A 24,158-nucleotide genomic window follows, 5' to 3' on the forward strand; every position below is an offset into this window, starting at 1 on the left:
CTACTTAATGAAGTAAATGGTGATGAACAGCGCGATCCAGACGACGTCAACGAAGTGCCAGTAGTACGACACAACCATCGCAGCGGTGGCCTGGGCAGGCGTGAACTTCGACTTGCTCACCCGAATGAGAACCACGACGAAGGCGAGAACACCAGCGAGAACGTGTGCCGCGTGGAATCCGGTCGTGATGTAGAAGACCGAACCGTAGACACTGCTCTGGATCGTCATGCCCTCATGTACCGCGTGTGTGTACTCGTACATCTGCCCGCCAAGGAAGGTCAGACCCATGAGCGTCGAGATTGTGTACCAGATGCGAAGACTGAATACGTCACCCCTTTCAGCGGCGAAGACGCCCCACTGTGCGGTGAACGAAGAGGCCACCAGAATAGTGGTGAACACCAACGCGTATGGGACGTTGAGAAAGCTGGTCCAGTGGTCCCAGCTCTCCCCCTGACCGTTCGCGCGCGATACGAAGTACATCGCGAACAGGCCAGCGAAGAACATCAATTCCTGCGACAGGAACACAATGGTGCCGACACTGACCATGTTGGGTCGGTTCAGTGCCGCAACACGTTGCGTTGCTGCCATTCCTGGGTTTCCTACTGCGCTCGTCACGTCAACCAGTATGGTCGGTTTTCAGGTTTAAGTCACTTCACGCCCCCCACCGCTTTTACCCAATGATCAAAATGTGCAGGTGCCTGCGGTCTCGACTTAAAATTTCAGAAAATTTTCCGACCCTGTGGAACTTTCCCGTACCTCTATCCGACGCGGGATTCTCGCAGGTAGTGGAGCCGCACCCCCTTGCCCCCTCCCCCACAGGGTGACGGGCTCCGCCATTTTCAAACACCCCCGCCCCCCAAACGATGACCCGTCACCCGAATCAGTTGTGCCCTATCTCACATTTTAGAAGCGCCCAAACAGGGCCTCTTACAACTTTAGTTTGACCCCCGATAACCAGGCTTTTTCAGGATGTCGAGGGCAGAAACCCGGTTCCTCCGACCCGCGGGCACCCTCAAGGATCGCAGCACTCCGGTTCAAGTTGTTTCAGCTGACGCCCATTATGGATCCCCCCGGCAGAGAGCCCCCAAACCTGCACTCGGCCGTCGACGGATGCGCGATAACGGACAACAGCATTCAGAGCGGGATACGACACAACACAACACCATCACAACAGCTGGATCGATCGGGCCTTCCGGAGAACGGTCCTAGACACATCTTCCCGCTTTCTCAGGAAGCCATCTCAAGGAGGTCCCAAATCCACACGCTCACCGACACCGTGACAAAAAGTGGTGCCCCATCACCACTGAGGGGATGGGGCACCACTTGTCCTCCGGAAGGCTGGAGGTGGGACCGGAAAATCCTACGGACTCCGGTGTCGGTCAGTGCTTCTCACGCGGAATACCGTACTGCAGGTTGAGCAGGGTAGCGAAGAGGATCAGCAGAACGGCGCCGATCGCGATCAGCCAGTAAGCCATGAACACGATGCCGTAGCCGAGAACAGCGATTGCACAGGTCATCGCGAAGGGCCAGATGGACGAGGGACTGAAGAATCCGAGCATACCGGAGCCGTCCTCGACCTCGGCCTCCTCCCAGTCCTGCGGGAGAATGTCCATCCGCCGCTCGGTGAAGTGGAAGTATGCGCCGAGCATGAGTGCCAGGCCCGCGGCGAGAGCGAGACCGGTGGCACCGGCCCACTCAAGTCCCTGGATGTTCCCGGAATCATTCAGATACATGGTGGTCACGATGTAGATCACGGCCATGACCGCCATGAAGACGGTGATCCCGTAGAAGATCTTGGAGGCATTCCTCATTGTTCGTCAGCTCCCTTTAGAGTGCGGTCTTGTTGAGGTCGACGGTGTTGCTTCCGGGGCTGACGGAGCGAGTGTCCGTACGCCCGGGAAGGAACGGGCTGGTGCTAGTCGCATAGGGAGCCTCACCGATCGCCTTGAGAGCCTCCGAGTTCGGGGCGTCCGGATTGTCCATCCGGTAACGCAGGTACTCAGTGAAACGCTCGGGCGAGACAACACGAATCTCAAGGTTCATCATCGCGTGGTACGTGCCACACATCTCAGCGCACCGTCCGACGAATGCTCCCTCTTCCTCGATCTTCGCGACCTGGAATCGACGCTCGGAGAGATTCGCCTCCGGGTGCGGGAAAGCATCACGCTTGAACAGGAACTCGGGGATCCAGAAGGAGTGGACCACGTCTGCGGACGCGAGATCGAACTCGATCGCGGTCTGCGACGGAAGGACCAGAACCGGAACCTCCTCCGTGGTGCCGATGGTCTCGATCTTGTTGAAGTGCAGGTAGCTCAGATCGGACGCTGACTTGCCGTGGATCGGGCCTGCTTCCCCCGCGTGGTGGGCCTCACCCTCGGCACCACGGGTGGTCTCGAAACCCTCGTGCTGCTCGGCGGCAGCCTGGCGGACCTGATCGGTGCCGTCATACAGGGTCCCCGTCGGGGAAAGCTCCGGAGCGACCTCTCCGTAACCGAACTTCCAGTTCCACTGGAACGCGGTGACGTCGACGGTCACCTTCGGATCCTTATCCAGCGCAGTGACCTTGTCCTGCGTCTGAACGGTGAAGAAGAAGATAGTCAGCACGATCAGGACCGGCATCACCGTCAGCACGAGTTCAACGGGAACGTTGTAACCGACCTGTTTCGGAAATTCGCCCTTACCCTGCTTCTCAGCGCGCTTCGCGGTGAACACGAAGAGCGAGTAGAGCATGAGGCCCCACATCACGGCGCCGATGATCCAGGCAGCGACCCAGATCCAGACCCAGAAGTTCCCCATGGCCGTCGCTTCGGGGGTGATGCCTTCCGGCCATCCGAAACGCAGGAGATGTCCGATAGTGCCGCCCGGTGCCGCGACATCACAGCCGGTCAGTGCAAGACTGCCCGCACCGATGGTGCCTGCGAGCATCGCCTTGCGTCTGAAACCATGCTTGTTTGGCTGTTCCACGTGTGTCTGCCTTCCTGTCCACACTAGAAATGTAAGGACGTTAACGCCCTTCCTAACTTCGCAGACTATCGCATCCGGCGCCGGAATCCACGCCGTTTGTCTTCGCTGCAGCAGCGTGATCATCGCACGCCTGATAGAACAGTGAGGATTTTACTGCATGCGCCATGCGCAGACCCAACGCAAACCCCTTTTCCTGTTAGGCAACTCACACCGTCTCAACCTTGTGGCTACCCTCAAATGGGCGAATGGGTCGACCTATCCCCCGCCGTGTCGCATCAAGCATTGGAGTTTCGGGATTTCGCTACCCCCGCCGTCGGACCTGCCCCGCTGCCCCCGAAGAGTCCCCCCGAGTGTCGTTTCCCGCCGTTTCCCGGCACCCGCCGCCACCTCTCACATTCGGGTCCCGAGCGAACTGCCCGAAACTCCACACATCCGACCCAAGTACAGTGATCCCAATGAGTCCGGTTCTGACCCGGACGGTCTCCAAGTACCCGGCCCCGACAGGAAGAAGGACACCCGGCAATGTGCGGTCTATTAGGAATGCTCACGTCCGGCGGAAACGCCGAATCCTACGTGACAGCTGTCGAGCGGGCCCTGCCCTGTATGCGGCACCGCGGCCCGGACGAGGACGGCACCTGGCACGATGATTCCGCCGTTTTCGGGTTCAACCGCCTCTCCATCATCGACATCGCGCACTCCCATCAACCCATCTCCTGGGGCCCTGAGGGCGAACCCGACCGCTACACAATGACGTTCAACGGCGAGATCTACAACTATCTCGAGCTACGTCAGGAACTCGAGGACGCAGGCTATCCATTCACCACCTCCGGCGACGGCGAGCCGATCCTGGTCGGCTTCCACCACTGGGGAGCTGACGTGGTGAACCACCTCCGGGGAATGTTCGCCATCGCCATCTGGGACACGAAAGAGCGCAAACTCTTCCTCGCCCGCGATCCCTTCGGCATCAAACCGCTGTTCTACGCGACGACCGACCACGGCACCGTGTTCGCCAGCGAGAAGAAGTGCATCCTCGAGCTGGGCCCAGCCATCGGATTCGACCCGGCCTTGGATGACCGCGCCATCGAGCACTACGTCGATCTGCAGTACGTCCCCGAGCCAGAAACCCTCCATGCGGGGATCAGGCGCCTCGAATCCGGTTGCACCGCCACGGTCGTTCCCGGCGGCGACGTCACCGAGAGCCGGTACTTCCGCCCCCGGTTCCCGGCACGTCCCGTCACCAAGAGCCGCGAACAGGACCTGTTCGACCGCATCGCCGCGGCGTTGGAGGACTCCGTCGCAAAGCACATGCGGGCGGACGTCACCGTCGGCTCCTTCTTGTCCGGAGGAATCGACTCCACCGCCATCGCTGCGCTGGCCAAGCGCCACAACCCAGACCTCCTGACCTTCACCACCGGGTTCGAGCGCGACGGATACTCCGAGGTTGACGTGGCCGCTGAGTCCGCTGCGGCGATCGGCGCGGAACACATAGTGAAGGTCGTATCACCCGAAGAATACGTCGAAGCGGTACCCAAGATCATGTGGTACCTCGATGACCCAGTGGCGGACCCATCCCTGGTTCCCCTCTACTTCGTGGCGGCCGAAGCCCGCAAGCACGTCAAGGTCGTGCTCTCGGGCGAAGGCGCGGACGAACTGTTCGGCGGCTACACCATCTACAAGGAACCACTGTCCCTGGCGCCCTTCGACAAGGTCCCCGATCCTCTGAAGAAGGCACTGGCACTGTTCTCGCGTGCACTCCCCGACGGTATGAAGGGCAAGTCACTCCTCGAGCGTGGAACCACACCCATGGAACAGCGGTACTACGGCAACGCCCGGTCGTTCAACTGGCAGCAACTGCAGAGGGTGCTTCCCGACGCTCGCCGGGAATGGGACCACACCGACGTCACCGCCCCGATCTACGCTGAATCCGCACACATGGATCCCGTCGCCAGAATGCAGCACCTCGACCTGTTCACATGGATGCGCGGCGACATCCTCGTGAAGGCGGACAAGATCACGATGGCGAATTCCCTGGAGCTGCGTGTCCCGTTCCTCGACCGGGAGGTGTTCGCCGTCGCCGAAACGATCCCCCACGACCTGAAGATCGCGGAGGGGACCACGAAGTACGCCCTCCGGCGAGCACTCGAGCAGATCGTTCCCCCGCACGTCCTGCACCGCAGGAAGCTCGGCTTCCCTGTCCCGATGCGGCACTGGCTCGCCGGGGATGAACTCCACGACTGGGCGCTGGACACGATCAATGCCTCGGGCACGGAGCACATCTTCAGCATTCCGGCCGTCCGGGAGATGCTCGCGGAACACCGCGCGGGAGTCTCCGACCACTCGCGCCGTCTGTGGACCGTCCTGGCGTTCATGATCTGGCACGGTATCTTCGTCGAGGACCGGATCCGTCCGGACATCGAGCAAAGGGATTACCCCGTGGAGATCTGACGCCACGGGGCACCACCCCACCGGTACCGTGCTAGTACAGCCACCAGCTGGTCCGGGGGGTGTATGGCACGAACCTGCGGAGCAGGAGACTGATCGTCGCGGTCACCGTGAGACCCGCGGGGACCATGGCGACGGTCATCACCGCCGACATCTCCGTGGCGTCGGCGCGCCGGCCCGCGGCATAGCCGAGAAGCAGCACGGTGAACAGTGCTCCCACGGTATTCTCGTACCACGCACTGCGCACCGTCGGCAGGTGCACGGACGCGAAAAACCGCCAGAGACCGAGGATGAGGTTCCAGAACAGGGCGCACAGCAGCGTTCCGGCGAGCCAGAGTGTCAGCATGATAATTTCCTCCCGGGGGAACACCACCGGGACGATCACCACCACGAGAGCGAGGACCCCCTCGACCCGGGCCAAGTGTGGCCGCCGCCGGGGAGCGGTCGGGGTGACCCCGTCCGCGGACAGGCCCGCAACCGCGAGAGCATCGATCCGCTTCTGTTCTTCGAGTCCATCGAGCCGCTTCCGGAGAGCCGTCATCTTCCGGCTGACCAACTCGAGCAGACGATCCAGTGCGGTCATGGCGGTGGAATCCTTCCCGGGAGAGGCGACCCGTACGTGCGGTTCACCAGTGGCCTGCACGCCTGCAGAGCCTAGCGGACCACCCGGGAAATCCACCCCCGCAGCAACCTGCCAACACAGATGAGACGGCCGCTGAACCCCGCCGGTTCAACGGCCGTTCCTCCGTAAGATGCCGCGGCGCTGACGCACCGGGGCGACCTTCGGTCTCAGTTGAAGGAGTCCCCGCAGGCACAGGAACCGGACGCATTCGGATTGTCGATGGTGAATCCCTGGGACTCGATGGTGTCGGCGAAGTCGATCCGTGCACCGTTGAGGTACGGGACACTCATCTTGTCGACGACGAGACGGACCCCACCGATGACGTCGACTTTGTCTCCGTCGAGGTCGCGGTCATCGAAGTAGAGCTGGTAGCGCAGTCCGGCGCAGCCACCTGGCTGCACGGCGATGCGCAGGGACAGGTCGTCGCGACCCTCCTGATCGAGCAGTGCCTTGGCCTTGGCTGCCGCAGCGTCAGTGAGGATCACACCGGTGCTTGTCTCGGGTGCGGTCATATCGGTGTCTCTCCTTGATAAGTGGCACCCTGTGACGGGTGACGTAGAACTCGTGTGCACCACCGTACTACTGCGTCGGGGAGTGGTGCACCCGGCGGGTGCCGTCCACATCACACGACCGGGATTTTTCGCTATCGGCACCGCCCTCACGGATTCCGGTTTCCGGGGACATCGACTGCAACGCGCGGGCGTATCCCGGTATTCCCGGTCGGCAGGGGCCCCTGTACCCTTGAGTCCGTGAAACTACCCTGGCAGAAATCCTCGAGCACCGACGCCGCCGCCGACACGACTCAGTCCGGTCCCACCGGGGCCGGTTCCGCAGACGGGCACGACGCATCTTCGTCCGATTCCCGGGACGCTTCCTTCCCGAAGGGGTACACGCCTCCCAAGGGGCGGCCGACTCCCAAGCGCAGGGAGGTCGAACGCGAGAAGGGGATCATCAGGGAGCCCGCGGACACCCCGCAGACTCTCCGCCAGATGAGGGAACGGAAGAAGGCGCTGAAGGCGTCAATGACCAAAGAGGAATACAAGGCGTACAAGAAGCGCGAGCGCGAAGAACGCGCCGCACGGAGACACGAAGCACAGAAGCACATCGACGCCGGCGACGAGCGCTACCTTCAGGACCGGGACAAGGGGGCCGAGCGTCGTTTCGCCCGAGACTGGGTCGACAGCCGTCGATTCTTCAACTCCCTTTTCATGCCGGTGGCACTCGTTCTCCTGGTGGTGATGTTCACCTCCCAGTACTATCCCGTGGTCGCCAATGTCCTGACCCTGATCGCGATGGCCGTGATCCTGATGTTCTTCATCGAGGGCGTACTCATCGGCCGTCGGGTGAACCGGGCCACCAGGGAGCGGTTCCCGGGCAGCACCGCCCCCGGGTTCTCGCTCGGGTTCTACGCGTATTCCCGGTCGACGCAGCCGCGGAAGCTGCGGACCCCGAAACCCCGCGTCAACGTCGGCGACGACATCTAGAACCGGCACCGTCCCCGTGCGAACACTCATTCTCGGTGGGGCCCGCTCCGGCAAATCATCCCATGCAGAGGGGCTGGTACCCGCGGATGCGACCAGAGTATCCTACATAGCGACCGCCCGACCGTGGCCCGGCGACAACGACTTCTCGGAACGTATCCGGGAACACACGGTCCGCCGCCCCGAGCACTGGAACACCATCGATGACGTGGACGCGGTCGAGGTTCTCGCGGATCCCCCGCCGGGCTGGATCATCGTCGATGACCTCGGCACGTGGTTGACACACACGATCGACTCCGCGGAGGCCTGGGACCGGCCCCGGGGTACCGTCGCCCCACGGTGCAGAGCCCTGGTATCCGCGGTGACCCGACTCCCCGCGGGCACCGATCTCGTCCTCGTTTCGCCGGAGGTGGGGATGGGGGTCATCCCGGAACACCGTTCGGCCCGTCTGTTCCGCGACGAGATCGGAAGACTCAACGCGGATCTCGCCCAGGTCTGTGACAGAACCGTCCTGGTCGTCGCCGGACTCCCGCTAGTCTTGGGATAGCCGCACCCAGCGATCACAGACACGACCGGGTGGCTCCGGACCACCGCCATACTCCCGGCCCGGGTCCGACCCGGGACCACGCCACCGATAAGGAGACGGCCCCCATGACTGAAACCGACTTATTCCCGCCAGTGACGCCTCCCGATGCCGACGTGCACCGGGCCGCGATCGATCATCAGCTGACTCTCACGAAACCCCCCGGTTCCCTCGGTCGTCTCGAGGAGATCGGCGCATGGCTGTCCGCGTGCCAGGGCTGCTGTCCGCCGAACAGAATCACCGATCCATCGGTGGTGGTCTTCGCCGGCGATCACGGTGTCGCGGCGCACGGGGTCTCCGCGTTTCCCGCGGAGGTCTCCCTGCAGATGGCCCACAACATCGATGAAGTGGGAGGCGCGGGGATCAACGTTCTGGCGCGCGCGGCAGGCGCCCGGGTCCAGGTCGCCGACGTCTCCCTTGATCATGACGCCGAGGGCCCGGACCGGGTCCGTAGAGGCTGCGGGGCGATCAACATCGAGGACGCGATGACCGCGGATGAGACCCTCCGGGCCATCGAGTTGGGCAAGAGGATCGCCGACCGGGAGGTTGATTCCGGGGCGGACCTGCTCATAGCGGGCGACCTCGGGATCGGCAACACCACTCCGTCAGCGGTACTCATCGGTCTTGCCACCGGAACAGAACCCGTCGTCGTCGTCGGACGCGGCAGCGGCATCGATGACGAGGGCTGGAAACGCAAGACCGCCGTCGTCCGGGATGCGATGTTCCGGGCCCGGGATCTCAAGCACGACCCGGTGGCGGTTCTCCGCGCAGTGTCCTCCCCCGACATGACGGCGATGGCCGCGTTCCTCGCACAGGCCGCCGTACGCCGCACACCGGTGATCCTCGACGGTGTCGTCGTGACGGCCGCTGCGCTGTGGGCCGAACGTCTCGCACCCGGTGCCGCCGCATGGTGGATGGCCGGCCATCGCAGTGTCGAGCCCGCGCACAGCATCGCGCTGGCACACCTGGGGAAACGACCGATCGTCGAACTCGGCATGCGGCTCGGTGAGGGATCGGGAGCCGCCGCGGCGCTGCCGTTGGTCCGGGTCGCAGTCGACGTCATGAGGGACATGACGACGTTCGAGTCCGCCGGTGTCTCCGGGGCGCACTGATCTTGTCCGGTAAAGCGGTCGAGACGGCTGGAGAACACGGCCCGGCGCTCCGCGAGGGATTGTCCACGGCGCTGAGCTGGCTGACGGTCCTCCCCTTCGCCGGGGCGACCGTTTTCGACCGCACCACGGGCCGGCGGGCCATGGCGGCGATCCCCGTTCCGGGCCTTGTCCTGGGCCTCGCGGCTGCGGCGATCAGTACCGGTGCAACGCTGGTGGGTTTCGCCCCGCTACTGACGGCTGTCCTCTGCGTCGTCTCCTGGGAGCTGTTGACCCGGATGATGCACATCGACGGCCTCGCGGATGTTGGCGACGCCTTGGGGTCCTATGCCTCCCCGGAGAGGGCCCGGGAGATCATCGCGGACCGCTACACGGGTGCACTCGGGATGGGTGCCGTCCTGCTTACCCTGGGGGTACAGGTGGCGGCGTTATCTGATCTGCTCGCCCTGCCGTCGGCGAGCACCGGGATTCTGCTCATCGGGGTGATACCTGCGCTGTCCAGGATGTCGGCGATGATCGGGTGCAGCCGCCTGTTCCGACCGTTCTCCACGGGTGGTTTCGGCGCGATGATCATCGGCACGGTCCCGCTCCGGTGGATCGGGCTCTGGTGGCTGGCGCTCACAACCACCGCCGGTGTTCTCGCAGCGGTGGCGCTTCCCGGCGTGAACGCCTGGGCGGTCACGGGCGGGGTGGCGGTCGCGGGGGTCTGCGGCATCGGTTTCACGTTGGTGCTCGCCCGTCACCTCAACCACCGGCTCGGCGGGCTGAACGGTGACTGCATGGGGGCGTTGATCGAGACGTCCACCGCGGTGTGTGCCCTGACGGCGCTCGTCGTCGTCAGGGCCGCAGTGCAACCGTGACCGACCATCGTTGAAACGGAACCCGCACCAGAACCGGGACGGTCATACACGGTGTCCCGCGAGGAGGGATCAGTGTACACACCGTCCTCTCGGGGCCAGCCGCGTGGAACTCCTAGTCGATGAGGGTGTGCATCCAGCCGTGGGTGTCCTCGACCTCACCTCGCTGGATACCGGTGAGGATCTCACGGAGCTTCATCGTGACGTCACCTGAGCCGCCGTCGGCGATGTCGAAGTCACCCTCCCTGCTCTTCACGTGTCCAACAGGGGTGATCACGGCGGCGGTACCACAGGCGAAGACCTCCCGGAGCTTGCCGGAGGCCGCCTCGCTGCGCCACTGATCGGTGGAGATGCGGAACTCCTCGGTCCGGTACCCCTGGTCCTCGGCGACCTGCAGCAGGGACCGACGTGTGACACCGGGGAGCAGCGAACCGGAGAGCGCCGGGGTCGCGACGGTCACCTCACCGGGCGTAGTCTCGGCGCCACCGTCACCGTAGACGAAGAAGAGGTTCATGCCACCCATCTCCTCCACGTAGGAGTGCTCGATGGCGTCGAGCCACACCACCTGGTCGCAGCCCTTCTCAGCGGCCTGCGCCTGGGCTTTCAGTGAGGCGGCGTAGTTGCCTGCAAACTTCGCCGCGCCAGTGCCACCGGGGCAGGCGCGGACGAAGTCCTCGCACAACCAGACGGAAACCGGGCTGACGCCGCCGCTGAAATAAGCACCGGCGGGCGATGCGATGACCGCATAGGTGTAGCTATTCGAGGGGTGCACACCGAGGGTACTCTCGGTCGAGATCATGAACGGTCGGAGATAGAGGGCCTCCTCGCTTCCAGCCGCGGGAACCCAATCGCGGTCGATGTCGACCAGCTGGCGGATAGACTCGATGAACACATCGACGGGGAGCTCCGGCATGGCCATCCGGGCGGCGGACTGCTGCAAGCGTTCACCGTTCGCGTCGGGCCGGAAGGTACGGATCGAGCCGTCTGCGTGGCGGTAGGCCTTGAGTCCCTCGAAAATCGCCTGACCGTAGTGCAGCACCGAGGTCGAGGGGTCGAGGCTCAGGGGGCCGTAGGGCCGGACCCGTGCGTCGTGCCAGCCTTCGTCCTCGGTCCACTCGATGGTGACCATGTGGTCGGTGAAGTAGCGTCCGAATCCGGGATCCGCGAGGATCTCGGCACGTCGTTCGGCACTGGTCGGATTATCGGTCGGGATCACGTCAAATGTCAGGGAGCTCATGAGAATCAGGTTACACCTCCGATATCCGGGTTTTTCCGGGGTTCCGCCCCGTTCCGGGGATCCCCTCGCCGGGCGTCCCGGTGCCTGCCGGGCTAGGCTGGTCCCCGAGCCCGGCAGGCACCGGGACCACGCGCATCGGCCCGGTTCCCGGGTGTTCACGTCCGACGAAGTTATCTCTGGAGGAATGTCACTGTGACTGCCACTTTCACGCTTCCCGCCAAGGGCAGTGTCCCTGCGCTGAGCCTCGCGAAGAAGATCTCCGGCGACACCGACGCCCTGCTAGTCGCGGTGTTCGAGGGCGAGGAGGGCCTGGAACTGGCGGCAACCGGTCTGTTCGACGATGAGGTCGAGATCGCCGTGTGGCAGCAGCTCGCAGCCGTCGGCACCACCGGTGCCAAGGAGGAGATCACCCGGATTCCGGGTCTCAAGGCTACCGGTGTGGAGACCATCGTCGCCGTCGGTCTCGGCAACTCAGATGATCTCGACGCCGATCGCCTCCGCCGGGCCGCGGGTGTCGCCGCCCGCAGCCTCAGGGGTTTCCGCCGCGTCGCGACGACCATCGGTGCCTTCGGCCTGCGTGCGGCGGTCGAGGGAATCACCCTCGGCGCCTACGACTACCGGGGACTGAAGACTGACGAGGTCCCCGAGCGTAAGCGAACCGTCGGCGAGGTCGTGTTCGTCGGTGGCGACAAGAAGGAGTTCGTCGCCGCACAGATCACCGCAGAAGCCGTCGTGCTCGCCCGCGATCTCGTCAATACCCCGTCCTCCCACCTCTACCCGGAGTCCTATGCAGAGATCGCCGCAAAGGAGGCCAAAGAACACGGCGTCAAAGTTGAGATCCTCGATGACAAGCGCCTCCTGAAGGACGGCTACGGCGGCATCATGGCTGTGGGCCAAGGCTCCAGTCGCAAACCGCGTCTGCTGCGCCTCACCTGGTCCCCCCGCAAGGCTTCCAAGTCCGTCGCGCTGGTGGGCAAGGGAATCACCTTCGACACCGGTGGGATCTCGATCAAGCCGTCCTCGAACATGGACCACATGATCTCCGACATGGGTGGGTCAGCAGCGGTCATCGCCGCCGTCATCGCCGCCGCCCGTCTGAATCTGCGGGTGAACGTCACGGCGACCGTCCCGCTGGCAGAGAACATGCCCGGTGGCGAGTCCTACCGCCCTGGTGACGTGATCACCCACTACGGTGGCACGACCTCCGAGATCCTCAACACCGACGCGGAGGGCCGTCTCATCCTCGCAGATGCGATCGCCCGGGCCTGCGAGGACGATCCGGACTACCTCATCGAGACAGCCACGCTCACCGGTGCACAGCTGGTGGCCCTCGGAGCCCGCACCGCCGGTGTCATGGGCTCCCCGGAATTCCGCGACCGGATGGCCGCGCACGGCCGCGCGGTCGGCGAGGATGCCTGGGCGATGCCGATCCCGGAGGATGTAGCCGAAGGAATGAAATCCACCGTGGCCGATCTCCGGAACATTAATCCCTCCCGGAACGGTGGAATGCTCGGGGCCGGTCACTACCTCAGTACCTTCGTCACCGAGGGTGTGGAATGGGCGCACATCGATGTGGCTGGTCCCGCCTTCAACACCGACGGAATCTGGGGCTGCACCCCGAAGCGGGCGACGGGTGTTCCGGTCCGGACGATCGTCGAGGCGCTCACCGGAATCGCGGGCGAATAGGCCGAAAAGGATACTGCCCCGGGGCACAGGGGGACACAACCATTCAGGGGCCCGACCACGGTAGGTGGTCGGGCCCCTGAATGGTTGTGGAGCGATCACTGGAGGGACCGCCGGGATCAGGCGTGCGGATTCTCTCCCCGTTCGAACCTGGCTCGGCGTTCCTGCTGTTCGCGCCGTTTCCGTAGCAACCGCTCGCGTTCTATGCGCTCACGCATACGCTGGGGATAACCAGTTTCCTCCACGTCATAGACCGGTATACCGAGCCGCTTCGCAACCACGTCAATGCCCTTGGGGCCGCCGATACTCCGGCGGATGAAATCACCGTCGCCGTCCACGAGAACCATCGACATCTCGTTGATCACGGTCTCGGGTTCGACGAACCCCTCGATGAGGGTCCTGCCCTCGACCCACGTCACCAGGTCGGTGAGATCAGCGTCCCGGATTGTGTCCCCGGGGGCCCTCGGAGGCTTCAGCCCCGGTTTTGACTTGCTGCGACCGAATATGTTGAACACAATCAACGATTGTAGGGGGAAAATCCGATTCTCTGTGGCCCGAAAGCCACACCTGACGGGTTGAACCGGTACTCTCAAGTTACTAAGAGCTTTACCCGACACGACGTTTTTGAGGAGTCTGACACAATGGCGTTCTCTGTAGAGATGCCCGAACTTGGTGAATCTGTCACCGAGGGCACAATCACCCGCTGGCTCAAAGAAGTCGGTGACACGGTCGAAACCGATGAGCCGTTGCTGGAGGTCTCCACAGACAAGGTCGACACCGAGATCCCGTCCCCGACCTCCGGTGTCCTGACCAAGATCCTCGCGGAGGAGGATGACACGGTCGACGTCGGTGCTGTGATCGCCGAGATCGGCGATTCCGCTGAGGCTGCGGATGAGTCCGACTCCGATTCCTCCGATGAGGCCGCAGATGACGCCGCTGAGTCCCGGGACGACGCGGAGAAGGACACCTCTGCTTCCCCCGCAGAGAAGAGCGGTTCCGGTCAGGCCACCGATGTGGAGATGCCCGAACTCGGCGAATCCGTCACCGAAGGCACCATCACTCGCTGGCTGAAGTCCGTCGGCGATACCGTCGAGGTCGACGAGGCACTCCTCGAGGTCTCCACCGACAAGGTCGACACCGAGGTTCCCTCCCCCGTCGCAGGAACCATCTTGGAAATCCTCGCCGAGGAAGACGACACCGTCGACGTCGGCGCGGTCATCGTCCGAATCGGCGACGAATCTGCGAAGCCCGCCGAGAAGTCGGAACCGAAGCAGGAAAAGAAGCCTGACCCAGAGAAGAAGCCTGACCCAGAGAAGAAGCCTGAACCCAAACAGGAGAAGGTCGAACCGAAACAGGAGAAGGCTACAGAGAAGATGACCGCGCCGGAGAAGAAGCCCGAGTCCAAGCAGGAGAAGACCCCGGAGAAGAAGACCTCCGACAACGGTTCCGTGCCGTATGTGACGCCACTTGTCCGCAAGCTCGCGGACAAGCACGGAGTTGACCTCAACTCGATCGCGGGCACTGGTGTCGGTGGACGAATCCGCAAGCAGGACGTGCTCGCTGCCGCGAGCGGTGGGGAACAGTCAGCTACCGCTGCTCCCGAGAAGGTTTCCCGGGTCTCGACGAAGTCGGTTGATCCGGAGAAGGCGAAGCTGCGCGGCACCACCCAGCGCGTCAACCGGATCCGCGAGATTACCGCGAAGAAGACCCTCGAGTCGCTGCACTCGGCAGCTCAGCTGACACAGGTCCACGAGGTCGACATGACCAAGGTGGCGGAACTGCGCAAGGCCAACAAGGTCGCTTTCCAGGAGAAGCACGGTGTCAATCTGACATACCTCCCGTTCTTCGCGAAGGCGATGATCGAGGCCCTCGTATCCCACCCGAACGTCAACGCGAGCTACAACGCCAAGACCAAGGAAATGACGTACCACGAGGACGTCAACCTCGGCATCGCCGTGGATACCCCGCGTGGGCTGCTCTCACCGGTCATCCACAAGGCGCAGGACATGTCGATCGCAGAAATCTCCAAGGCCATCGCGGATATCGCTCAGCGTGCCCGTGACAACAAGCTCAAGCCGAGCGATCTGACTGGGGGAACATTCACCATCACGAACATCGGTTCCGAAGGTGCTCTCACCGACACCCCGATCCTCGTCCCGCCGCAGGCTGCGATGGTTGGAACGGGCGCCATCGTGAAGCGCCCGGTTGTGGTCACCGACGACGGTGTCGACGCCATCGCTGTCCGTCAGATGGTGTTCCTCCCGATGACATACGACCACCAGGTCATCGACGGTGCTGACGCCGGGCGGTTCATGACGACTGTTCGCGACCGCCTCGAGAAGGCCGACTTCGTGGAGGATCTGGAGCTCTAGCGCTCCGATTCACGTCAGCCACACTGCCTCCTGCCCACACCTGGGCCGGGGGCAGTGTGGTTGAAGGACATTTTCACGCTGGCTTTGACTGGCGCCGCCGATCCCTTCTGAGGCATGGCGATATACCCCTGAAAAACATGCCCATTTGACCTTTACCGCCATATTTGGAGATACCTAGCCAGATCTATCGGACAAGGCTTCGATTTTGCATCCCCGCTACGTCAACAGTGATACATTGAGGCCCGTGAATATCCCCGCCCCCACGCTCCCCTCGCGCACCGCACGAGCCGAGCAGATCATAGCGACCGCCCGTGAGATGACGGAATCCGAAGGATGGGATTCGCTGACCATGCGGGGTCTCGCGGAGCGAATCGGTATCAAGGCCCCGTCGCTTTACAAGCACACGTCCAACAAGGACGAGCTGCGGGCGATGCTCACCATTGACGCGGTCGAGATTATCGGCAACGTGCTCTGGGCGACGCGCGACGAGAACGGATTCTTCCATCTGGCAGATCTGATGGCCGCCTTTCGGCGGGTGGCTACGGAACAGCCCGAACTCTACCGACTGGTCACCACCGGAAGGACGCACTGTATAACGCTCAGGTCCAATCCCTGGCGACAGTTACTCACAGACATGCAGGAATGGGCAGGAACCCCGGTCACCTCCATTGCAGACAACGAGTTGATCGCAGTCACCCTCTGGTCATCCGCGCACGGGATCGCCAGCATGGAAACGGACCACCGCTATCCGAGCACGTCCTTCGCGGATGCCGTTTGGGCGACCCTGGTAACCACCTTCGAGCCGTACTGCAGCCGACAGTGCCCTGTCGGAACACCTCGCCCCGCCTAATTCAATCGGTCGCGGACGCAGTTGTAGTGTTGAGTTCACTATGACTGCCCCGCGTCCCCCGTTCACTCCAGCCGATTCCCCGATCCGCGATTGCGGTGTTCCGCTCCTGACCAGAGAACTCGGTGAAGTCGACTACCTGAAGATGTGGCACGAGCAGGCCGAGATCGCGGCTGCCCGTGCCTCCGGAGAGGTTCCGGATCAGCTGCTAATGCTGACCCACCCCTCGACTTACACGGCGGGCAAGCGGACCCAACCATCGGACCGCCCGACGAACGGAGTGCCCTGCGTGGACGTCGATCGCGGCGGCCGGATCACGTGGCACGGCCCCGGACAGCTTGTCTGCTACCCGATCATCAAACTGGTTGAACCCATCGACGTCGTCGACTACGTCAGACGCATTGAGGAAGCGTTGATCCAGGTCATCCGCCAGGCCGGGTTGCCGGAGGCCGGGCGGATTGAGGGGCGCTCGGGTGTCTGGCTCCCAGCTGACGGAGATCTGCTGGACAGGAAGGTGGCTGCGCTGGGGATTCGCGTGACGAGAGGGGTGACAATGCATGGCCTCGCCCTCAACTGCTGCAATGCTCTCTCTTTCTACGAGCACATAGTCCCCTGCGGAATATCTGACGCGGGCGTCACAACGCTTACCGCGGAACTCGGGCGGACAGTGACGCCGGAGGAGATGATCACCCCACTCGCGACCGCCCTGGACGATGCTCTCTCCGGTCGGCTCACCGTCGCAGATCACACCCTGGGTACCGCTCCGGACCCGTGCGCACCGGTACGTAGCCCGAATGCGACATCCGGATCGACGGAGCGCTGACGGGACTTTTCGCCGTGCAACCTCCCCCGGGTAGGGTGGGGGCCGTGACTGTCGCACCAGAAGGACGCAAGCTGCTCAGGGTCGAAGCCCGCAATGCACAGACTCCGATCGAGACCAAACCTAGGTGGATCCGTACGACCGCCAAGACCGGTCCCGAGTTCAAGGATATGAAGAAACGGGTCGCCGGAGCCTCCCTGCATACCGTGTGCCAGGAGGCCGGTTGCCCGAACCTGCATGAGTGCTGGGAGTCCCGCGAAGCCACCTTCCTGATCGGTGGTTCCCAGTGCTCCCGCAGATGTGACTTCTGCCAGATCTCGTCCGGCAAGCCCGATCCCCTGGACAAGGATGAGCCCCGCCGTGTGGCCGAGTCCATCCGGGAGATGAAGCTCAACTATGCGACCATCACCGGTGTCACCCGTGATGACCTCCCCGATGAGGGCGCGTGGCTGTACGCGGAGGTCGTGCGAAAGATCCACGAGCTGAACCCCAACACCGGCGTCGAGAACCTGACCCCGGACTTCTCCGGTAAGCCGGATCTGCTCCAGGAGGTCTTCGAAGCACGGCCCGAGGTGTTCGCACACAACGTGGAGACGGTGCCTCGAATCTTCAAGCGAATCCGTCCCGCGTTCCGCTACGACCGTTCCCTGGAAGTCATCCGGCAGGCCCGCGACTTCGGCCTCGTCACCAAATCGAACCTGATTCTCGGAATGGGTGAAACCTACGAGGAAATCACGCAGGCCATGCACGACCTGCACGACGCTGGCTGCGATATCCTGACCATCACCCAGTACCTCCGCCCCGGCCCGATGTACCACCCGATCGCACGCTGGGTGAAGCCGGAGGAGTTCCTCGAGCATGCTGAAGCCGCCAAGGAAATGGGCTTCAGCGGCGTCATGTCCGGCCCCCTCGTCCGGTCCTCCTACCGGGCGGGACGGCTCTACGCCCAGACCATCGAGGCCCGCGGTGAGGAGCTCCCGGAGAACCTGGCGCACCTCAAGGAGACGACGGAGGGCTCCACCGCGCAGGAGGCGTCCAGTCTCCTCGGCAAGTACGGTGCATCGCAGGACACTCCCGTACAGAGCTTCGCCCCCTTCCAGCGCACCGGTTGCTGACGCGACCGGGCCCGGTGGCCGAGTTCGTCGCTTCATCGCCTATTGTTGAGGCCATGGCAGATGAGAAGAAGGCGGCCGCCAAGGCCGCTATGAAGGAAGAGAAAGCCGCGAAGCGTGCCCAACGCAAGGAAACGCGTGCCCAGCTGTGGCAGGCATTCACCATGCTGCGGAAGCAGGACAAGATGTTCCTGCCTCTCGTACTGCTCGCCATCATCGGGCTCGGTCTCGTCGGATTCCTCATCGGACTACTGTGGGGTGGACAGTGGTTCATGCTGCCCATCGGTCTCATCTTCGGTGTCCTTGCCGCCCTGTGGATCTTCACTAACCGGCTGCAGAAGTCGGTATTCAGTCGTGCTGAAGGTCAGCCCGGGGCAGCGGGCTGGGCGTTGGAGAATCTGCGCAGCGGCGTCGGGATGGTGTGGAAGACACACAACGCCGTCGCCGCGACAACGCAGATGGACGCCGTACACCGCGTCGTCGGTGTCTGCGGCATCGTCCTGGTCGGCGAAGGCGAGAAACGTCGACTGAAGCCGCTGATGGCGCAGCAACGCCGCCGCCTCCAACGCATAGCCAGCCAGTACCCGGTCTACGAGATCTACGTCGGCGAGGGCGAGGGCGAGGTTCCGGTGGCGAAACTTCAGCGAGCAATGGTCCGCCTCCCGAGGAACATCAAGAAGAACGAGGTCCACTCGCTCTACGCCCGCCTGGAGGCGATGGACACCCAGCAAGGCAATCCCGGGCTCCCGAAAGGCCCAGTCCCCAAGGGGGGCACCATGTCCGGTCTCAACCGTCGTGCCCGTCGAGCAGCCGATCGCAAGAAAAAATAGTTCTTCCGTGTGCCTGCCCCCTTCCTGTCTCTCCATCCGGGAAGGGGGCTCCCATATCCCAGGCACCTGGTGTCGCCGACAGGACATCGATACTCCGGAAGAACCGCCCTCTTTCGGGAGACACGTCCCACAAGAATCCCATCGTCTTTGTCTGACTGTGCCCGAACGGTCCCCCTCGGGCACAACCCCAGGGGGCCCATTTTTTCTGGGAATCTCCATTGTGTCCGCTTACCTGCACCTTAATGTGATGATTCCCCTAGTGAATCCGTTTGCAAACCGGGCACGAACGGCGGGATCATGGAGGTGTGCAACTACTCGTCGACAATCAGCTCCTGGCCCTCCTCGTCATCATGTCGATCGGTCTGGTCATCGGCCGGCTCCGGATCGGCGGATTTAGTCTCGGTGTCGCCGCAGTCCTCTTCGTCGGCATCGGTTTTTCAACCGCCGAACCCGAGATCCAGCTCCCACCGATCGTTTTCATCATCGGACTCTCCCTGTTCGTGTACACGATCGGACTGGAAGCAGGCCCCGGGTTCTTCCGTTCATTACGCACCACCGGGGTCCGGCACAACATCCTCGGTGTCAGCGCCATTCTTCTCGTCGCCCTGATCTCCCTCATCGTCGTCCCGATCCTGGGCGTCGGTGGTGCCTCCGGTGCAGGCATGTTTACCGGTGCGATGACCAACACTCCCGCCATGGCCGCCGTGGTGGATGCAATCCCGGGGTTGATCGATGATCCCGCACAGTTGGCGGAGGTAGTCGAACTCCCCGTCGTCGCCTACTCCCTCGCCTACCCCATCGGTGTTCTCGGGGTCATCCTGTCGGTCGCCATCCTCGGAAAGGTGTGGAAGATCGACCACGATGCCGAGGCTCTGAAGGCCGGGGTCGCGCCGCAGAAGCTCATCACCCGGCGGGTCCGGGTCGAACGCGATGATCTTCCCGTCGTCACCAGCCTCCGGAACGGCCTCCACCTCCAGATCATCGTCTCCCGCATCGAGCACAACGGGAAACTCTTCCTGCCCGAGCCCGGCGACACCGCGGGCCCCGGCGACATCCTCTCGATCGTCGGCACCGCCGAGGAGATCGAGCGGGCCGCCGCGGAGATCGGTGAGCTGCTCCCCGGCGATCCGACCCACGATGAGCGCCTCGACTACCGGCGCATCTTCGTCTCGACGAGCTCGATGGTGGGGATCCCGCTGTCGAAGCTGAATCCCCGGATGCCCGGGATGCTGGTGACCCGCGTGCGCCGCGGTGACGTCGACATGGTCGCTACCCCCGACACCGTTCTCCAGCTCGGTGACCGCGTCCGGGTCGTGAGCACACATGACCGGATCGATCAGGCGACCCGGTTGTTCGGCGACTCCTACAAGCGGCTATCGGACATCAACCTCCTTCCGCTGCTCGCCGGAATGGCGATCGGTGTCCTCATCGGCATGATCCCGCTCCCCCTGCCCGGCGGCATCACACTCCGCCTCGGCAGCGCCGGCGGACCACTCGTCGTGGCCCTGATCCTCGGGTCACTCGGCCGTACCGGCAAGATCGTCTGGCAGGTGCCCTACGGCGCGAACCTCGCACTCCGGCAGTTCGGCATCACGCTGTTCCTCGCGGGTATCGGTACGACGGCTGGTGCCGGGTTCAAGGAGGCCCTCGGCGATCCCGCGACGCTGAAGATCATCGGTGGCGGCGCCATCCTGACGTTCGCACTCTCCCTGTTCACCCTGTTCATCGGGCACCGCGTGATGCGTATCCCGTTCGGCCAGACCGCCGGAATCGTCGCCGGCCTACAGACACACCCCGCGGTTCTGAGCTACGTCTCGGACCAGACCCGCAACGAGCTGCCCTCCATGGGGTACACCACGGTCTACCCGATGGCGATGGTCGTGAAGATCATCGCCGCCCAGGCGGTGCTGTTCATCTTGTTGTGACGCGTGGCGGGATCGACTCCCCGCGACAGATCAGGGCGCGTACCCGCCTCGGGGGTACGCGCCCTTGCTGTTTTCTCCGCACCGTGGTCAGCCGAGAATCACCGCTGTCCCGGTCACCCGGTCGTGGAGACCGCGACCGTCGGAGTCGACGAGCACCGGCGGGAAGATGAACACGGTGAGAACGGCCCGAACCAGAGCCCGGACGAAGCCGACGCGCTGGTCGGGACGGTCGATCCGCGCCACCCCCATCTTCATCATCGCCTGGCCCGGGGTGCGGGCGAACAGCGTCACAGAGATGACGCTGATGATGAAGAACATCAGCAGCTCGACGGTGGCGAATCCCCCGAGAGCATCCGTCATCGAGGTGACGATCACGGTGGCGAGCATGGCCACGACCCAGTCGAGGGCGATCCCGCCGACACGGCGCATGACGCTGGCCAGGGCGCCGTAGCCTTTTTCGGGCAGACCGAGTCGCTCACCGGGCCATTTCGCCGGTGCGAGTGGGTCCTCATTCTCGGCGGGAATCTGTGGTCCATCGAGCCAACTGTGTTTGTCGCGTGCCATGTCCCCTAACTTAGCGTCCGGACGGTGCCCCTGCGCGCAGGGCGTGGGTTATGGTCGCGCGACAGATACTGGGTACAGTGGTTGATATGTGTGAACGGTTTTCCGGTGGCCACCGCCGTCCAGAACTGCGAAAGCCACATCGGTTTCCGTTCATGTCAGAGATCATCCGAGACGATCATGCACCCGGCACCCCGAGACCGGCCCGCTATTAGGAGTCACCGTGGCATTTGAAACCACAGAAGACGTCACCAAGTTCATCGCCGACGAGAACATCGAGTTCGTCGACATCCGATTCACCGACGTTCCCGGAATTGAACAGCACTTCACCATTCCGGCCTCGATGTTCGACGAAGATGCGGTCGAGGAGGGCCTCGCGTTCGACGGTTCGTCCATCCGTGGCTTCACCACGATCGACGAATCCGACATGAACCTGCTCCCGGACCTCGCCACCGCCGTGGTGGACCCGTTCCGCAAGGCCAAGACGCTGAACATGAAGTTCTTCGTCCACGACCCCTTCACCCGCGAGCCGTTCTCCCGGGACCCGCGCAACGTCGCCCGTAAGGCGGAGGAGTACCTCACCTCCACCGGTATCGCCGACACCTGCTTCTTCGGCGCCGAAGCCGAGTTCTACATCTTCGACAAGGTCTCCTACGCGACCGACACCAACTCCGGCTTCTACCACCTTGACTCCATTGAGGGCTGGTGGAACCGCGGTGAGGAAGAGAACCTCGACGGCACCCCGAACCTGGGATACAAGAACCGCATGAAGGGCGGCTACTTCCCCGTAGCACCGTACGATCACGCGCAGGACCTGCGCGACGACATGTGCCGCAACCTGGCGAACTGCGGGTTCTCCCTCGAGCGCGCGCACCACGAGGTCGGCACAGGCGGCCAGCAGGAGATCAACTACAAGTTCAACACCCTGCTGCACGCCGCGGATGACCTGCAGAGCTTCAAGTACATCATCAAGAACACGGCGTTCCAGCAGGGCAAGTCGGTGACCTTCATGCCGAAGCCCATCGCCGGCGACAACGGCTCCGGCATGCACGCCCACCAGTCGCTGTGGAAGGACGGCAAGCCGCTGTTCCACGACGAGTCCGGCTACGCAGGCCTCTCGGACATGGCCCGCTACTACATCGGCGGCATCCTGCACCACGCCGGCGCGGTTCTCGCGTTCACCAACCCGACGCTGAACTCCTACCACCGTCTTGTCCCGGGCTTCGAGGCGCCGATCAACCTCGTCTACTCGCAGCGCAACCGTTCCGCCGCCGTGCGCATCCCGATCACCGGATCGAACCCGAAGGCCAAGCGCATCGAGTTCCGCGCACCGGACCCGTCCGGCAACCCCTACCTCGGCTTCGCGGCGATGATGCTCGCCGGTCTCGACGGCATCAAGAACCGCATCGAGCCGCACGCGCCCGTGGACAAGGACCTCTACGAGCTACCTCCGGAGGAGGCCGCCAGCATCCCGCAGGCACCGACCTCCCTCGAGGCCTCCCTGAAGGAGCTGGAGCGCAATCACGACTTCCTCACCGAGGGCGACGTGTTCACCGAAGACCTCATCGACACGTACATCAAGTTCAAGTACGACAACGAGATCGCCCCGGTTCGGCTGCGTCCCACCCCGCAGGAATTCGAGATGTACTACGACTGCTAATTCGAGCAGCTCCTGACGGTTGCGTTTCGGCTGTTCAGCCGCAAATCGTGTAGTTCATATCCCCGTCTCCCCGGATTGATGCGGTCAGAAGGCGGGCTAGAGCGTTGTTCTCTGGCCCGCCTTCTGCGTCTGGTCCGGGATCTGGGCGAGGCGGAGGGTGTGGTTCCCGTGAACTCCGACCCCGGACCGATCGGGTGAGCCCCGATTGTTCCCAGTGGTGGGCCGGGTACCGGTAGCCTGACAATGCATGGTGACCTACACACACTCGTGGAAACCACGGAACCAGGATGCCGTCATCGCTACCGGCCGGATGATCGCGGCGATCGACGGGTGCTCCCCATTTCGTCGGCGGTTGGCTCCGGTGAACGGGTCTCCGATTTCGCGGCTACCTTCGCGGAGGGTCGCGCAGCCAGCGTGTCGGATCCGGGCTATGTCCGCGGTCAGATCGCGACGGCCCTGCAGAGCACACAGGAGCGGTGCGGAAACCACGCCTTGTCCGCCACTCTGGCGCTCGCCGTCTGGAACACGGAGAACCTCGCCGTGGCGGCTATCGGCGACAGCCCGGTCGTCGTCGAGCGGACCGGCGGCGACGCCACGGTGATCATCACCGACCCAGCCTATGGCGACCACGAGGACGCGGCTCTAGCCCGGGTGAGGGAGGTTCTGTCCGAAGGCCTGTCGGCCTCCCTGGCGTACGCCTCGGGCCGACCGCTCCTGGCCGCTGACAGGGCGGCCCGGAACACCTGCGAGGGACGGAGGATCATCTCGGATTTCACTTCTGCGGAGGACGCCGCTGCGAGGATCACGGTGCGCACGTTCCCCACTGGATCGGTGCCACGGGTCTCCGCGTGCACCGATGCCATGAGCTGGATCGTCGAACTACTCGGAGCGCTCACCTACCCGGAGCTCTTCGACCGGGTCCAGGCCGACGCCGGGGACGAACTGGTCTCGATCATCATGAACTGGAAAATGGACAAACTTTGCGAGCGGAATGGATACAAATTGGCAGAACCTACACACTCGCAGCGTAGGGGGTAGTTTTCGTCATGGGGA

General features: G+C 63.5%; 22 protein-coding genes. 14 read left to right on the forward strand and 8 right to left on the reverse strand.

Features of this window, described 5'->3' with window-relative positions; genetic code table 11:
* From ctaE to ctaC, 3 genes are all read right to left on the reverse strand, one after another.
* Complete coding sequence (gene ctaE, locus JDV76_RS07930; protein WP_198736303.1) at positions 1–615, reverse strand: aa3-type cytochrome oxidase subunit III; 615 nt, start codon at positions 613–615, stop codon at positions 1–3.
* A gap of 764 nt (positions 616–1,379) precedes the next feature.
* Positions 1,380–1,811, reverse strand: a complete 432-nt coding sequence (gene ctaF, locus JDV76_RS07935; protein WP_198736304.1) for an aa3-type cytochrome oxidase subunit IV — start codon at positions 1,809–1,811, stop codon at positions 1,380–1,382.
* Between the two features lie 16 nt (positions 1,812–1,827).
* Positions 1,828–2,964, reverse strand: coding sequence for an aa3-type cytochrome oxidase subunit II (gene ctaC / locus JDV76_RS07940; protein ID WP_198736305.1), 1,137 nt, complete (start codon positions 2,962–2,964; stop codon positions 1,828–1,830).
* Positions 2,965–3,486: 522 nt separating this feature from the next.
* Here ctaC and asnB point away from each other — a divergent pair.
* The gene (gene asnB / locus JDV76_RS07945) at positions 3,487–5,409 is read left to right on the forward strand and encodes an asparagine synthase (glutamine-hydrolyzing) (protein ID WP_198736306.1); all 1,923 of its coding nucleotides are present in this window, start codon (positions 3,487–3,489) and stop codon (positions 5,407–5,409) included.
* Between the two features lie 31 nt (positions 5,410–5,440).
* Here asnB and JDV76_RS07950 read toward each other — a convergent pair whose 3' ends face one another.
* Together JDV76_RS07950 and JDV76_RS07955 are read right to left on the reverse strand one after the other, a co-directional pair.
* On the reverse strand, positions 5,441–5,989 hold the full coding sequence (locus tag JDV76_RS07950) for a hypothetical protein (RefSeq protein ID WP_198736307.1): 549 nt from the start codon (positions 5,987–5,989) through the stop codon (positions 5,441–5,443).
* A 206-nt stretch (positions 5,990–6,195) separates the two neighbouring features.
* Positions 6,196–6,540: a HesB/IscA family protein gene (locus JDV76_RS07955; protein ID WP_198736308.1), complete on the reverse strand. Its 345-nt coding sequence runs from the start codon at positions 6,538–6,540 to the stop codon at positions 6,196–6,198.
* Positions 6,541–6,777: 237 nt separating this feature from the next.
* On the opposite strand from JDV76_RS07955, the gene JDV76_RS07960 reads away from it, so the two are divergent.
* The 4 genes from JDV76_RS07960 (at position 6,778) to JDV76_RS07975 (ending at position 10,061) form a co-directional block, all read left to right on the forward strand.
* Positions 6,778–7,512, forward strand: coding sequence for a DUF3043 domain-containing protein (locus JDV76_RS07960; RefSeq protein ID WP_198736309.1), 735 nt, complete (start codon positions 6,778–6,780; stop codon positions 7,510–7,512).
* Positions 7,513–7,528: 16 nt separating this feature from the next.
* Complete coding sequence (locus JDV76_RS07965; RefSeq protein ID WP_198736310.1) at positions 7,529–8,056, forward strand: bifunctional adenosylcobinamide kinase/adenosylcobinamide-phosphate guanylyltransferase; 528 nt, start codon at positions 7,529–7,531, stop codon at positions 8,054–8,056.
* Positions 8,057–8,160: 104 nt separating this feature from the next.
* Entirely contained in the window at positions 8,161–9,204 is a 1,044-nt protein-coding gene (cobT, locus tag JDV76_RS07970) for a nicotinate-nucleotide--dimethylbenzimidazole phosphoribosyltransferase (RefSeq protein ID WP_198736311.1), read from the forward strand.
* A 2-nt stretch (positions 9,205–9,206) separates the two neighbouring features.
* Complete coding sequence (locus JDV76_RS07975; protein WP_198736312.1) at positions 9,207–10,061, forward strand: adenosylcobinamide-GDP ribazoletransferase; 855 nt, start codon at positions 9,207–9,209, stop codon at positions 10,059–10,061.
* Positions 10,062–10,173: 112 nt separating this feature from the next.
* Here JDV76_RS07975 and JDV76_RS07980 read toward each other — a convergent pair whose 3' ends face one another.
* Positions 10,174–11,295: a branched-chain amino acid aminotransferase gene (locus tag JDV76_RS07980; protein WP_198736313.1), complete on the reverse strand. Its 1,122-nt coding sequence runs from the start codon at positions 11,293–11,295 to the stop codon at positions 10,174–10,176.
* A 192-nt stretch (positions 11,296–11,487) separates the two neighbouring features.
* Between JDV76_RS07980 and JDV76_RS07985 the strand changes: the two genes are divergently transcribed.
* Positions 11,488–12,981 carry a leucyl aminopeptidase gene (locus JDV76_RS07985; protein ID WP_198736314.1) on the forward strand — a complete coding sequence of 498 codons (1,494 nt, stop codon included), beginning with the start codon at positions 11,488–11,490 and terminating at the stop codon, positions 12,979–12,981.
* A gap of 116 nt (positions 12,982–13,097) precedes the next feature.
* Here the strand turns inward: JDV76_RS07985 and JDV76_RS07990 are convergent, their stop codons facing one another.
* The gene (locus JDV76_RS07990; RefSeq protein WP_198736315.1) at positions 13,098–13,493 is read right to left on the reverse strand and encodes an oxidoreductase; all 396 of its coding nucleotides are present in this window, start codon (positions 13,491–13,493) and stop codon (positions 13,098–13,100) included.
* 126 nt (positions 13,494–13,619) lie between these two features.
* On the opposite strand from JDV76_RS07990, the gene sucB reads away from it, so the two are divergent.
* From sucB to JDV76_RS08020, 6 genes are all read left to right on the forward strand, one after another.
* On the forward strand, positions 13,620–15,350 hold the full coding sequence (sucB, locus tag JDV76_RS07995) for a 2-oxoglutarate dehydrogenase, E2 component, dihydrolipoamide succinyltransferase (RefSeq protein ID WP_198736316.1): 1,731 nt from the start codon (positions 13,620–13,622) through the stop codon (positions 15,348–15,350).
* A gap of 244 nt (positions 15,351–15,594) precedes the next feature.
* Positions 15,595–16,200 (forward strand): TetR/AcrR family transcriptional regulator, encoded by a 606-nt coding sequence (locus JDV76_RS08000; protein WP_198736317.1) that lies wholly within the window; start codon positions 15,595–15,597, stop codon positions 16,198–16,200.
* A 40-nt stretch (positions 16,201–16,240) separates the two neighbouring features.
* On the forward strand, positions 16,241–17,020 hold the full coding sequence (gene lipB, locus JDV76_RS08005; RefSeq protein ID WP_198736318.1) for a lipoyl(octanoyl) transferase LipB: 780 nt from the start codon (positions 16,241–16,243) through the stop codon (positions 17,018–17,020).
* Positions 17,021–17,064: 44 nt separating this feature from the next.
* Positions 17,065–18,132: a lipoyl synthase gene (lipA, locus tag JDV76_RS08010; protein ID WP_198736319.1), complete on the forward strand. Its 1,068-nt coding sequence runs from the start codon at positions 17,065–17,067 to the stop codon at positions 18,130–18,132.
* A gap of 53 nt (positions 18,133–18,185) precedes the next feature.
* Positions 18,186–18,959: a DUF4191 domain-containing protein gene (locus tag JDV76_RS08015; protein WP_198736320.1), complete on the forward strand. Its 774-nt coding sequence runs from the start codon at positions 18,186–18,188 to the stop codon at positions 18,957–18,959.
* A 305-nt stretch (positions 18,960–19,264) separates the two neighbouring features.
* Positions 19,265–20,884: an aspartate:alanine exchanger family transporter gene (locus tag JDV76_RS08020; protein WP_198736321.1), complete on the forward strand. Its 1,620-nt coding sequence runs from the start codon at positions 19,265–19,267 to the stop codon at positions 20,882–20,884.
* An 87-nt stretch (positions 20,885–20,971) separates the two neighbouring features.
* Here the strand turns inward: JDV76_RS08020 and JDV76_RS08025 are convergent, their stop codons facing one another.
* Positions 20,972–21,448, reverse strand: a complete 477-nt coding sequence (locus JDV76_RS08025) for an RDD family protein (protein WP_198736322.1) — start codon at positions 21,446–21,448, stop codon at positions 20,972–20,974.
* 220 nt (positions 21,449–21,668) lie between these two features.
* On the opposite strand from JDV76_RS08025, the gene glnA reads away from it, so the two are divergent.
* Complete coding sequence (gene glnA / locus JDV76_RS08030) at positions 21,669–23,105, forward strand: type I glutamate--ammonia ligase (protein ID WP_198736323.1); 1,437 nt, start codon at positions 21,669–21,671, stop codon at positions 23,103–23,105.
* A 330-nt stretch (positions 23,106–23,435) separates the two neighbouring features.
* Positions 23,436–24,143, forward strand: a complete 708-nt coding sequence (locus JDV76_RS08035; protein WP_198736324.1) for a hypothetical protein — start codon at positions 23,436–23,438, stop codon at positions 24,141–24,143.
* The last annotated feature ends 15 nt before the right edge of the window (positions 24,144–24,158 follow it).

This window comes from Corynebacterium marambiense (genome assembly GCF_016342275.1).
Lineage (GTDB): Bacteria > Actinomycetota > Actinomycetes > Mycobacteriales > Mycobacteriaceae > Corynebacterium > Corynebacterium marambiense.

What these genes read in the sequence shown, in the direction of transcription:
- ctaF (WP_198736304.1), bottom strand. Translation starts at nt 1,811, where the DNA reads ATGAGGAATGCCTCCAAGATCTTCTACGGGATCACCGTCTTCATGGCG.
- asnB (WP_198736306.1), top strand. Translation starts at nt 3,487, where the DNA reads ATGTGCGGTCTATTAGGAATGCTCACGTCCGGCGGAAACGCCGAATCC.
- JDV76_RS07950 (WP_198736307.1), bottom strand. Translation starts at nt 5,989, where the DNA reads ATGACCGCACTGGATCGTCTGCTCGAGTTGGTCAGCCGGAAGATGACG.
- JDV76_RS07955 (WP_198736308.1), bottom strand. Translation starts at nt 6,540, where the DNA reads ATGACCGCACCCGAGACAAGCACCGGTGTGATCCTCACTGACGCTGCG.
- cobT (WP_198736311.1), top strand. Translation starts at nt 8,161, where the DNA reads ATGACTGAAACCGACTTATTCCCGCCAGTGACGCCTCCCGATGCCGAC.
- JDV76_RS07980 (WP_198736313.1), bottom strand. Translation starts at nt 11,295, where the DNA reads ATGAGCTCCCTGACATTTGACGTGATCCCGACCGATAATCCGACCAGT.
- sucB (WP_198736316.1), top strand. Translation starts at nt 13,620, where the DNA reads ATGGCGTTCTCTGTAGAGATGCCCGAACTTGGTGAATCTGTCACCGAG.
- lipB (WP_198736318.1), top strand. Translation starts at nt 16,241, where the DNA reads ATGACTGCCCCGCGTCCCCCGTTCACTCCAGCCGATTCCCCGATCCGC.
- JDV76_RS08015 (WP_198736320.1), top strand. Translation starts at nt 18,186, where the DNA reads ATGGCAGATGAGAAGAAGGCGGCCGCCAAGGCCGCTATGAAGGAAGAG.
- JDV76_RS08025 (WP_198736322.1), bottom strand. Translation starts at nt 21,448, where the DNA reads ATGGCACGCGACAAACACAGTTGGCTCGATGGACCACAGATTCCCGCC.